The organism is Dermabacter hominis NBRC 106157 (assembly GCF_001570785.1).
Taxonomy (GTDB): domain Bacteria; phylum Actinomycetota; class Actinomycetes; order Actinomycetales; family Dermabacteraceae; genus Dermabacter; species Dermabacter hominis.
In genome coordinates, this window is sequence record NZ_BCSI01000001.1 from 18,486 (window position 1) to 30,767 (window position 12,282).

The following is a 12,282-nucleotide window of genomic DNA, read 5'->3' on the forward strand; positions in this document are numbered from 1 at the left end:
AGCTCGATTCATACGCGAGCTGTTTTCAAGGAGGACAACACCATGCGCCCACCCATTGCACTGACGATCGCCGGAAGCGACCCGAGCGGCGGCGCCGGCATCCAGGCGGACCTTAAAACGTTCACGGCGCTCGGCACATACGGCTGCGCCGTTCTCACCTCTCTCACCGCCCAGAACACGCAGGGCGTGGATGCCGTGTTTACGCCCCCCGCCTCCTTCGTGCGCGAGCAACTCACGACTTTGCTCGACGACGTTTACGTCGATGCCACGAAGATCGGCATGATTCCTAACGCCGAAGTTGCCGAGGTCATCGCCGACGTCATCGAGGAGCGCCGCAGCGATTTCGGCAAGATCGTGCTGGACCCCGTGATGGTGGCGACCTCGGGCGACATGCTGATGGAGGAGGACGCCATGGAGATTCTCCGCGATCGCCTCCTCCCGCTCGCCGACGTTCTCACGCCCAACATCCCCGAGGCCGCGCTCTTGCTCGGCGAAGACCCGGCGACCGACGAAGAAGAAATGAAAGAGCAGGGCCTCAAACTCATCAATCGCGGCCCGAAGTCAGTTCTCGTCAAGGGCGGTCATCTTCGCGGATCCGCGCTCGTCGACGTGTTCGTGCAGCTCGGCAACGTCGTGGACGTTCTCACGGGCGAGATGATCAATACGCGCAATACGCACGGCACCGGCTGTACCCTCTCGTCGGCCATCGCCGCGCAGTACGCGCGTGTGGCGGGCGGTGCCGACGCGACCGACATCGGCGTCGTGGCAAGCGCACGCGAATTCCTCCAGAGCGCGATCCTTCACGCGAAGGAGTGGGAGATCTCGAAGTCGCCCGAAAGTGGCCACGGCCCCACCAACCACCTCATTACTGTTCAGGGGGTGTGAGAGCGTGACACTCATTGAGCCCGCGGGCCCGCACACGGCCCGGATGTGGGAGGAAACCAAAGACATCCGTGCGCGCATCGACGCCCTGCCGTTTCTCGCCGAACTCGGCGCCGGCACGCTCGATCCGGAAAAATTTACGTTCTACATCCAGCAGGATGCCCAGTACCTCGTCGCGTACCAAAAGACGATGACCGCTATCGCTCGCCAGGCGCCAGGGGCAGATGAGCTTCGCTTCTGGGCGAAGTCAGCCGTCGGCGCCATCGCCGAAGAAAAGGCGATGCAGGAAGAGCTCTTCTCGAACGACATCCTCGCCGCCCACCGCGTCCAAGGACTCGGGATGAGCCTGCACACCGCGGCCTACAGCAACTTCCTGCTTGCGAGCGCCACCTACGACACGTACGCGGTTGCCGCCGCGGCCGTGCTCCCGTGCTACTGGATCTATGCCGAATCGGGCGTTGCCGTTCTTGACGCAAGCAAGGGCACGCTCGAGGGGCACCCCTACGGCACGTGGGTAGAGGCATACGCCGACGAAACGTTTACACGGATTTCTCGAGAGGCCGTGCAACTCGTCGAAGAAGCGTGCGATGCCGCAGGAGAAGCCGAACGCGAACGCGCGATCGAAGCGTTCCGACAGGCCACTCGTTTCGAGGAACTGTTCTGGACTCAGCCCATGGACGAACCTGAGGCGCGCATCCTTATTTGAGCTGGCGCGGCTAGGCTTGCTCCAGAACACATCACCGCAGTGGGAAAGAGGAGACACCATGAGCGATCCGCATCTGTGGCTCGAGGACATCACCGGTGAGAAGCAGCTTGCCTGGGTGCGCGAGCGCAACGCCCGCACTGAAAAAGACCTCGACGGCGATCCGCTCACCGCTGAACTCGAAGCGGAAATCCTCGAGATCCTCAACGCGAGTGATCGGATTCCCGGCGTCACTAAGCGGGGCGACTTCCTCTACAATTTCTGGACCGACGCCGAGCATGAGCGCGGTGTGTGGCGCCGCACGACCCTCGACTCCTACCGCACCGAGAACCCCGAGTGGGAAACCCTCATCGATGTCGACGCCCTCAACGTCGCCGAAGGCGAGGACTGGGTGTGGCACGGCGCCCACGCACTGCGTCCCGCCGAAGGCGCGCCCTATCGCCGCTTCCTCGTGAGCCTCTCGCACGGGGGAAGCGATGCCGACGTCACGCGCGAATGGGACCTCGAAACCCGCAGCTTCGTGCCGGAAAGCGAAGGCGGCTTCGTGCGGCCCGAAGCGCGCGGCTTCGTCGCGTGGATCGACGAAGACACCGTGTGGGTCGGCACCGACTTCGGCGAGGGGACGCGAAGCAATTCTGGGTACCCGCTCCAGGCGCGCGTGTGGAAACGCGGCACGGCTCTTTCCGACGCCACCCTTGTTTTCGAGGGCGACGCGCAGGACATGCTCGTCTACCCAAGCCACGACCAGACCCCCGGCTTCGAGCGCGACTGGGTCACGGTCATGCACACCTTCTACACCTCGACCACGTATGCCGTGGCTCGCGAAGGCGACGAGTTTCAGCTCCTCAAGGTTGACGTCCCAAGCGACATCGACGTGAGCTTTCACCGCGACCTCGCGATTCTGAGGCCCCGCTCCGAATGGTCGACGGGAGACCGTACGTACGCCGCTGGCAGCCTGCTCGCGTGCGACTTCGACGCCTTCATGGCGGGAAACCGCGACTTTGACGTCCTGTTCGACCCCACCCCCACGACTTCGCTCGACGGTCTTACGATCACGAGGGACTACCTGGTCGTGACCGTCCTCGACGACGTCAAGCATCGCTTGGTCGCCCACTATCAAAACGGCGATGGCAGCTGGGAGCGCGAGGACCTCTACCCCGGACTCACGGGATCGCTCTACGTGGCCGCCGTCGATTCCGACGAGAACAACGACGTGTGGATCACCCGCAACGACTTCCACGTGCCCGCAACCCTCTGCCTCGCAAACCTCGACGGGATCCGCGAGGGCAGCGGCGCGGGCGAAATCGAGACGATCAAGACGACGCCCGAACGCTTCGACGCGAGCGACGTCACCGTTACCCAGCATTTCGTTGACAGTGCAGACGGCACGCGCATCCCATACTTCGAGATCGCGAAGGCCCAGTCCACCGTCGGACCCCGCCCCACCCTGCTGTATGGCTACGGGGGTTTCGAAGTGTCGCTCACCCCGGTCTACCTCGGCGCGACCGGTAAGGCGTGGATCGAACGCGGCGGCGTGTACGTGCTCGCGAACATTCGAGGTGGCGGCGAATACGGGCCTGCATGGCACCAAGCGGGACTCAAAGAAAACCGCCACAGGGTCTACGAAGACTTTTCGAGCGTGGCGCGCGACCTCATCGATCGCGGTGTGACCGATGCGAAGCACCTCGCCGTGCGCGGCGGCTCCAACGGCGGCCTGCTCACCGGCAACATGCTCACGCAGTACCCCGAGCTGTTCGGCGCCGTCGTGATCCAGGTGCCGCTTTTGGACATGAAGCGCTACTCGCACCTTCTCGCTGGAGCGAGCTGGATGGCCGAATACGGCGACCCCGACACCGACGACTGGGACTTCATCAAGACCTTCAGCCCGTACCACCTGCTGCGCGATGACGTCGAGTACCCGCCTACCTTCGTGCTCACCTCGACCCGCGACGACCGCGTTCACCCCGGCCACGCCCGCAAATTCACGGCCGCGCTCGAGGAGCTTGGCGCCCCCGTCAAGTATTGGGAAAACGTCGAAGGCGGGCATGGCGGCGCCGCGTCCAATGCGCAAGCGGCACGCATGAACGCACTGGTCCACGCCTTTTTGTGGGCAACCGTCGGAAAGAAATAAACCGAGCGCATGGACCTATACGACCGCCCTGCCGCGAACGAGCTTCTCGCCTCCCGCAATGACGTGATGACCGTCTACCGGGAGTTCGAGAACTCCGAAGGGCGCCTCTTCCCGCTCAGGTATGTGCGGGCCGGCTATCAGTCCGAGCTTCCCACGATCATGGTCCTTCCCGACGGGCCGGGCGTTGCGAGCGTGTTCCCGTACGAGATTCTGCGGCGGGACATGGTTAAAAAGGGACTCGACGTCATCATGATGGAGCATCGAGGCGTAGGCATGAGCCGCGCGGATGCCCAGGGTAATGACCTTCCGGTCAACGTCATGCGGGTCGAAAACGTGCTCGACGACGTCCGTGCAGTGCTCGACCATGCCCAAGTGCCAAAGGTCGTGCTCTACGGGACGGGCTACGGCGCCTACATCGCGCAACGGTTCGCCCTGCGCCACCCGGAGCGCGTGTTCTCGATGGTTCTTGACTCGCCCTTCACGGGCGTGCGCGACGGGCGCGCCCTGCGCGAGCTTATGCGAGATTTGTATTGGCGCGGCACATTCGACGCTACCGAATCGATCGCCCGCGCCGTGCGGATGCTCGTCGAGCAGCGAATCGTGCCCGCCGAAGAAACCGGTGCGGTACTGGCCGCCGTCCACGAATACGGCGGCGTGAACTCCGTGCGGGACCTCGTGGATCTTCTCGTTCAGGGGCGCGGGCAGCTCGCGTGGGCGTCGATCCACCAAATCATCGCGGGCCGCGAGTGGTTCAACACCACGCCCTACGTATATGAGAACGATCTGGCTGGCCGCATTTCCGCGACCGAACTCGGATTTGCCGAGGCCAGCGACGGCAAGCCGCTCGACCCGCTCACCGTATACGCGCGTCGCGCTGCACAGTTCCCGCCGTTCACGGGGGAGAGCTTTGACCTGGAAACGGCGAGGCGCTCAATCACGACTCCCACGCTCGTCGTGGGCGGGGCGCGCGATGTGATCGTGCCGCTGTGGCGCTCGCGCCTCGCAGCCGACGAAATTCCCGGCGCCCACGTCGGATCCGATCCGTCGAATCCAAGGCTGCGATTCATCTCCGCACACAACGTCGGCCACGCCCTCATCGACTCGCATATCGAGCTTTCTGTCGTCGCGATGCGCTGGGCCGCCGCGGGTGCGATTGATGCCCTCCTCGATCGCGACATCAGTTCGCTCAATCGCAGCGTGCGTAACGAGGCCTACGGCCGGGGAATCCGCACGGCGCTTCTCGCCGAGCAGTATTCACCGCTCAAACTCTGGTCGGTTCGCTCGCTCGCCGCGGGGCCGCTCGCCTCCGCCGATGCCCGCGGACCTCGAGGGCTCACTCGCCGCTAGGAATCACTCGCTTTTGGGGCCGCCTTGGCATGCGACCTGCACGTAAGCATTCGCAAACACGAGTTCGTACGGCTTGCGCGCGCTCGTGATGACGGATGCGCCGTTGAGGTGTTCAGGTTTTGCGCTCGCATTCGCAGGCCACTTCGCATTTGCCCACGCGGCCCAACCGCCGGGGAACTGCTCCTGCTCGCGCGCTCCGTACACGCCCGCAACGCATTCGGGTGCCCGCTTCGTCTCGCCGTGCATCCACTGCACGTCGTTCGTCGCCACGAGCGGGGCCATCAAGCGAATGTCGCTCGCGACCGTCACGCCCTTGGGCACATGCGCCTGCCCCTCTCGAGCGGCATTGGCGAACGCCGAATTCGGGTTGAGCGCCCCGGTTGCGATCCACGTGAGGGGAAGCGAGGTTGCGAGATACGCGGTCGACAGGATCGAGAGGGCAACGCCGAGGCGTTTCGTCCACAGCTGTGCTTTTTGCGGCGCGAGCGGGCGTTCGCGCAGCTCAGCCAGATGCGTGAGCGCAGCTCCCCGCACGTGCGGGAGGGTCGCAAGGAGCGCCGCGAACGCGATCGGCATGAGGAACGAGTTGTAGTGCCACTGCCAGGTCCAATAGTGCTCGACGGAACCGAGGAACCGCCAGGCAAGCGTCGGAAGAAGACCGAGCGCAAGTGGACTCGTGACCCCCACGACGCCCATGAACGCCACGAACATGAGCACCGTTTGCCACTTCACGAGCGGCGTGAAGGCCTGCGTGAGCGGCGCAAAATTCTCCGTGTACACGTACGCGCTCGCGGGGCTCAGCGCCGGCAAAATCACCCAGGTGGCGAGGACAAACCACACGAGGCCCCACGCGGCAAGCAGCAGCGCGTAGCGGGGTTTCTTTTCCGACGTTAGCCTCGCAACCGTCGCGCGGCGCCTCTGCGAGGGGCTTCCCGCTTCGAGCCCCGGAGTACGCCACATCCACGCCATCGCGAAGCCGAGCATCATCACGGTGAGACCCAGATCTTCCTTGACGAACACAAGCGCGCCGATCCACAGGAGCGCTGCCTTCGATCGGTTCTCGAGGAAGGCGGCGAGACCGAATGCCACGAAGAGAACGGCGAACGCATACTCGTGAAATTGGACGTTCTGGCTACCTTGGAGCCCGAAGGAGAACGCGTAGCCGGCGCCGGCAAGCATGCCGAGTCGCGGACCGAGTTTCGCCATTGCGACGCGTGTGAGTGGGTACACGCTTGCCCCAAACAGCGCGGCCTGCGCCCACAGCAGCACGGCTGGTGACGGCCACAACCACCACAGGGGCGCGAGCAGTACGAGGACTGGGTGGAAGTGGTCGCCGAGTAGGTTGAAGTTGTCGCCCTTGATCGGAACGATCGGGGCATTGACGTGCGCATACTCCTTGACGGCTTCGGCGAAGATACCCAGATCCCAGCTCGGGAAGAAGTACGAATCCCACTGGAGCATCGAGAGCCACCCGTAGAGCGTGGTCGCAGCGAGCGCCAGGCCGAGCGGGGCGAGGCGCATGGGGTCCAGGACCGCGTCGAGGAAGGAGTCGGTGCGAGACCGCGGGTGACTGTCGCGGCCACCGTGTTCGGGTGCTGCGCTGGGAATGCTGCCTTCGCGTGCGCCTGCACTTGCACTAGAAGACTCGTTCTCGCTCGTGCATGAGCTGACGATGGCTGCGCGTGCGCGTCGGCGTGTGGTGCCTGTCGTGGTGCTGTTCGCGCTCGAGTTTGCGTCTGTATGCTCAGGGTGCGAAGTTGTCACGCGCCCCATTGTGCCAGGCATGCGCTTCGACGGGACCGTTTTCACGATGCGCATGCAACTAGACCCGGCTCGTGGTGGTCGGTTCTTAGCGTTGGGAGCGCCCTCGTTTCTTTTCCGCCCCCCTTGCCCCGCTTCTTGCGCTAGTTCAAGCGGCGATTTTCGCTCTAAGGTGGGGACAGCCCCGCAACCCCCCAATCAAAGCTGCCCTGCCGGCAGACCAGGGCGGCTGTGTGAGTATCGGACAATAGTGCGTAGTCCTCCAAGGGTCTGGACACAGGAGTTTTCCCCTTTCCTCAGTGGTGCGACCAGAGGGAGAAGAAACATCCACCCCGGTGCACCCGCTGCGGTGACAACGACCCATCGCCCGCAGCAGATGGCAATCGTTACGGTTATCCCTCTTTTTCAGATTCCTGTCCTCGGGATCAGAAAAAGACGGGGGCCTGTCATAGGTCAGTGAGCATGGCGTTCATCCGGTCAATCTCCGGTCCCTGGGCGTGAATAACCTCCTGGGCAAACATGAGGTCCGCGTCGTTGTGATCGGCGGAGATCTCCCCGTCCGCCTCAGTCGTCGCCGTGGTGGTCTCGGTCGTCTCAGCGGTAGTCGTCGCAGTGCTGGTGGCCGAGGTGGTGGCGTCGGTGTTGCCTGATTCGGTGGCCTCAGCGCAGGCGGCCAGCGCCAGGGTGAAGGCCGCGGCGAGAGCGGAAAGAACAAGGGGGGGCGCTTCATGGTGGAGCCTTTCAGGGTCATATGAGGGCAGTGGAGAGAAGCGGTGGATCAGTGGACGGCGGTGGATGCCGGAGTAGGCGTGGTGTGTTCCTCCTTCGACTCGGTCGGAGCCAGGTGAGCCGGATCCAGATCAATGCGGCGCAACAGCTGGGCGTTCAGGGCCACCACGATGGTCGAGGCAGACATCAAGATCGCGCCCACGGCCGGGGACAGCACGAACCCGATCGAGGCGAGCACTCCGGCGGCCAGCGGCACGGCGAGGATGTTGTAGCCAGAGGCCCAGATCAGGTTCTGGATCATCTTGCGGTAGCTGGCCCGGGACAGCTCAATCATCGACAGCACTGCCCGCGGATCATCACTAGCGAGGACCACCCCGGCAGATTCCATGGCCACATCCGTGCCGGCACCGATGGCGATACCGACCTCCGCTCGGGTCAGAGCGGGGGCGTCATTGACACCGTCACCGACCATGGCCACGCTCAAACCCCGGTCCTGCAGCTGCGTGACCTTGGCGTCTTTGTCCTGGGGCAGGACCTCGGCGAAGACCTCATCAATGCCTAAGTCCTGACCGACAGCGTGGGCCACCTGCTGGGCGTCGCCGGTGATCATCGCGACCTTCACCCCGCGGTCCTGCAGGGCTTTCACGGCGGCGCGGGATTCGGGGCGGATCTTGTCCTCGACGGCCACCGCACCGATGATCTGACCGTCGCGGACAATATGGAGCACACCGGCCCCACGCCCGGTCCAGGCGCTGGTGGTGTTGGTGAGCTCGGCCGGGGTGGTGAGGTTGAACTCGCGCAGCATGTTCGGCCCGCCTACGAGGATCTCAGCACCATCGACAGTGGCCCGGACCCCCCGGCCGGAGGCAGCGCTGAAACCAGTTGCACGGATGTGCCGACGGGAGGCCTCGGGATGGGCGGCCGCGGCCGCCACGATGGCGCGGGCCACGGGGTGCTCGCTGTCGGCCTCCGCGGCGGCGGCCAGGGCCAGCAGCTCGCCCTCGGTGACGCCGACAGCTGCCACGACACCGGTGACCGCGTGCGCCCCCTCGGTCAGGGTGCCGGTTTTGTCGAAGAGCACCACGTCGATGGTGCGCATCCGCTCGAGCGCCATCCGGTCCTTGATGAGCACCCCGGATTTCGCGGCGCGCTCGCTGGAGATCGCAATGACCAGCGGAATCGCCAGGCCCAGGGCGTGCGGGCAGGCGATGACCAGCACCGTGACCGTGCGCACCACGGCATCGTCCGGGCTGCCGATGATGGTCCACACCACCGCGGTGATTAGAGCGGAGATTAGCGCGAACCAGAACAACAACGCCGCCGCCCGATCCGCCAGGGCCTGGGCCCGGGAGGAGGACTCCTGAGCGTCGGCAACCATGCGTTGGATCCCGGCCAGGGCGGTGTCCCCGCCGGTAGCCTCCACCCGGATGCGGACGGTGTTGTCGGTGGCCACGGTACCGGCGACCACCTTGTCACCGGTGTCGCGGAAGACGGGACGGGATTCGCCGGTGATCATCGCCTCATCGAATTCGGCGGCTCCGTCGAGGATGGTTCCGTCGGCCGGCACCCGGGCACCGGCCCTCACCAGCACGACGTCGTCGACGACCAGCTCGGAGATGGCCACGGTGCGGGTGGTCCCGTCGATGACTTTCTCGGCCTCATCCGGCAGCAGGGCAGCCAGCGCGTCAAGCGCGGAGGACGCGGCCCCGAGAGCGCGCATCTCCAGCCAGTGGCCCAGCAGCATGATGGTCACCAGCAGGGCCAGCTCCCACCAGAAGTCCAGGTCAAAACCGCCCAGCCCCAGAGTGGTGCCCCAGGAGGCGACAAACGCCACGGTGATGGCCATGGCGATCAGGAGCATCATCCCGGGTTGGCGGGATTTCAGTTCTTTCCATCCGCCCTTGAGGAAAGGCGTTCCGCCGTAGACGAAGATGATCGTGCCCAACACCGGGGGGATCCAGGTGGATCCGGGGAATGCCGGGAGGTGGTAGCCGAGCAGGTGGGCGACCATGGGGCTGAAAATAACGACGGGAATGGACAGAATCAGCGACCACCAGAAGCGGTCCCGAAACATTGCGGTGCTGTGTCCGGCATGTTCACCGTGGCCATGAACGTGGTGGTCTTCGTCCGGGGCGGAGTGCCGGTGATCGTGGGGCATCGCCTGGCCGTGGGTGTCGGCATCTGCGTGGTGTTCGTGGCTGGCATGATCCGGGTGGTAGGTGTGGTCTGTTTCCGGAGCGGGGTGATCGCCGGAATGGTGGGGAGTGCTCATGACGTTCCTTCTGCTCAACCCGGTCGGGGTCGAGGTGATGGGTAAAACTGATCAGGATAAGACGGTGTAGCCGGCCTCCTCGATGGCCCGGCGAACCATCTCCGGAGGTACGACACCGGTGACCGTGACGGTGGAAACACCACCAGCAGCGAGATTAATCTGGACGTCGTCGACCTGGGGGAGGGCCTGAAGGGCCTGGGTCACGCTTTTCGCGCAGTGCCCGCAGGTCAGGCCGGTGACCTGGTAGCTAGGGGAGGACCCTCCTGCTGACGAGTCGCTGGCGGCAGGGATGGAGGCGGTGTCGGCACGTGAGGCAGGTCCGCAACAGCTGCAGCCGTGGGAGGCCATCGGCAAGAGGCGGGGCGGGGAGGTGATCATGGGAAAGCTCTTTCGGGTCGGTGGGATGCGGCGATGCTGCTCTCGAGCGTATACCCCCCGGGGGTATATTTTCAAGAGGTGGAGGGCACGGCCCTCACGCGGGGCAGGGTGTGGTCACCGCGCAGCCTCCTCGCTGTCGGGAGGGGACAGCGGGAGGCGGAGGGCAAACACCGCTCCGCGACCCGGTCCGGGGGAGGTGGCGGTGAGAGTGCCGCCGTGGGCCTCGATCAATGCCTTGGAGATAGTCAGACCGATGCCGGCCCCGCCGTCGTCCCGGCTACGGGCGGCATCCCCCCGGTAGAAGCGTTCGAAGATGTGTCCGAGCTGGTCAGGTGGGATGCCCTCGCCGTCATCGGCGACGTGGATGAGCGCGGTGGACGCCCCCTGTCGGTGGACGCTGATCCGGACCTGCCCGCCGGCCGGGGTGTGCCGTAGCGCATTCGACAGTAGATTGCTCATCACCTGGCCGAAGCGTTGCCGGTCCACGAGCACCCGGGCGGTGTCCGTAATGGTCTCGACCTGTAAATCGACACCTTTGTCAGCGTAAGCTTCCCCCGCGGCAGCAGCGGCGGTATGGAGCAGATCCCCGAGCCCTTCCTCCGCCAGGTCCAAATCGATCCGGTGTTCCTGGGCCCGGGAGACATCGTCGATGTCTTCCATCAACCGGGTCAGGCGGGTGAGTTGGTCAGCCATGATCGTGTGGGTGGCATTATTCCAGTCCACGACCCCGTCCTGGAGACCATCGAGGTAGACCGTGAGCACCGATAAGGGGGTGCCCATTTCGTGGGCCAGATCAGAGAGCATCTGGCGGCGGACCTGTTCGGTGTGTTCCAGCCGGTCGGCCATGGTGTTGAAGGCATGCGCCAGGGTGGTGACCTCGGGGCCTGCTTCTCCGGCGGGCACGTGGATACGGGAGTTGCCGGCCGTCAGGCTGGTAGCGGCGCGGGTGAGATCCTGCAGGGAGGTGCGCAGGCGACGCGATAACCACTGGCTAGCCAGCAGGGCGCTGATAAAGGCGGTGGGCAGGGCGACGGCCAGGGTGATCAAGTTGGCGTCCCGGTAGGCCTGCTCGGCATGGAACAGCTCCAGCGAGGGGTCCTCCGGGCCGGTCATCAACATATGATCATGGAACAGGGTCGGGCCCACCATCGTGGCCACGACCGCGGCCACCAGCAGGCCAATCACCATGACCAACACCTGGGCGGCCAGGAAGCGGAAGGTCAGGCCGGGTCCGTGATTCATGGCTGCCCCACCCGGTAGCCCACGCCACGCACGGTGTCGATAAACCCCCGGCCCCGGGCGTCGGTGCCGAGCTTGCGACGCAAGTTGCCGATATGGACATCGACGATGCGTTCATCACCGACCCACGTGGTGTCCCAGACCTCGGTGACCAGGTCGCGGCGGGTCAGCACCTGGCCGGGGCGCAGGGCCAGGGCAACCAGCAGCTCGAACTCCGTGCGGGTGAGCTCCACGGTCGTCTCCCCCACCTGCACCCGATGGGCGACGGGGTCAAGGAAGAGGTCACCAACGATCAAGGGGGTGGTCACCTGCGGTGGGGTGGTGCTGGTGCGCGGGCGGCGCAGCACCGCATGCACCCGGGTCACCAGTTCCCGGATGCTAAAAGGTTTGGTGATGTAGTCATCCGCCCCCAGGGTCAAACCGCTGATCTTGTCGTCCTCGCTGCCACGCGCGGTGAGCATGAGGATGTAGCAGTCCGAGAAGGTGCGGATCCGTCGACACACCTCCAGACCGTCGAGTTCGGGCAGCCCCAGATCCAGCACCACAACATCGGGGGAAAAGCGACGGGCCTCGTCCACCGCCTGGGTGCCGGTGTGTGCCTGGCGGGTATCGAAACCGGCCCGGATGAGGTAGGAGGCCACCATCTGAGCCAGGGGTTGTTCATCATCGACGACCAGCACCCGCCTCGAGGGCGTGGCGGTGGTCGGTGTGCGGTCAGCCATAGACCCCAGCATCGCTCCGGCCAGGAGGGAATGCCACCCTCGCTCAGTGCCCGGCGGGGAATCTTCATCGAATCTTCAAACATCACCCTTCGACCGCCGTCACCCCTGTGCCCCACCC

At 65.0% G+C, this 12,282-nt stretch carries 9 protein-coding genes; 4 read left to right on the plus strand and 5 right to left on the minus strand.

From position 1 onward, the window contains the following. Positions 1–42 precede the first annotated feature (42 nt). The 4 genes from thiD to DEHOM01_RS00105 are packed head-to-tail and all read left to right on the plus strand — an operon-like array spanning position 43 to position 5,063. Complete coding sequence (gene thiD / locus DEHOM01_RS00090) at positions 43–885, plus strand: bifunctional hydroxymethylpyrimidine kinase/phosphomethylpyrimidine kinase (RefSeq protein WP_061210966.1); 843 nt, start codon at positions 43–45, stop codon at positions 883–885. Between the two features lie 4 nt (positions 886–889). Continuing rightward, positions 890–1,588, plus strand: a complete 699-nt coding sequence (locus DEHOM01_RS00095; RefSeq protein ID WP_061210967.1) for a TenA family protein — start codon at positions 890–892, stop codon at positions 1,586–1,588. 58 nt (positions 1,589–1,646) lie between these two features. Continuing rightward, positions 1,647–3,716: a prolyl oligopeptidase family serine peptidase gene (locus DEHOM01_RS00100; RefSeq protein ID WP_061210968.1), complete on the plus strand. Its 2,070-nt coding sequence runs from the start codon at positions 1,647–1,649 to the stop codon at positions 3,714–3,716. 9 nt (positions 3,717–3,725) lie between these two features. After that, positions 3,726–5,063 (plus strand): alpha/beta fold hydrolase, encoded by a 1,338-nt coding sequence (locus tag DEHOM01_RS00105; RefSeq protein ID WP_061210969.1) that lies wholly within the window; start codon positions 3,726–3,728, stop codon positions 5,061–5,063. 3 nt (positions 5,064–5,066) lie between these two features. Here the strand turns inward: DEHOM01_RS00105 and DEHOM01_RS00110 are convergent, their stop codons facing one another. The 5 genes from DEHOM01_RS00110 to copR form a co-directional block, all read right to left on the minus strand. Further along, a complete protein-coding gene (locus tag DEHOM01_RS00110) occupies positions 5,067–6,827 on the minus strand; it encodes a DUF2079 domain-containing protein (RefSeq protein ID WP_167346623.1) in 1,761 nt (586 codons plus the stop codon). 775 nt (positions 6,828–7,602) lie between these two features. Next, positions 7,603–9,825, minus strand: a complete 2,223-nt coding sequence (locus DEHOM01_RS00115; RefSeq protein WP_061210971.1) for a heavy metal translocating P-type ATPase — start codon at positions 9,823–9,825, stop codon at positions 7,603–7,605. A gap of 51 nt (positions 9,826–9,876) precedes the next feature. Next, the gene (locus DEHOM01_RS00120; protein ID WP_061210972.1) at positions 9,877–10,203 is read right to left on the minus strand and encodes a heavy-metal-associated domain-containing protein; all 327 of its coding nucleotides are present in this window, start codon (positions 10,201–10,203) and stop codon (positions 9,877–9,879) included. 114 nt (positions 10,204–10,317) lie between these two features. Next, complete coding sequence (gene copS, locus DEHOM01_RS00125; protein ID WP_061210973.1) at positions 10,318–11,445, minus strand: two-component system sensor histidine kinase CopS; 1,128 nt, start codon at positions 11,443–11,445, stop codon at positions 10,318–10,320. After that, positions 11,442–12,164: a two-component system response regulator CopR gene (copR, locus tag DEHOM01_RS00130; RefSeq protein ID WP_156468261.1), complete on the minus strand. Its 723-nt coding sequence runs from the start codon at positions 12,162–12,164 to the stop codon at positions 11,442–11,444. Before copR ends, copS begins: the two co-directional genes overlap by 4 nt. Positions 12,165–12,282 lie beyond the last annotated feature (118 nt).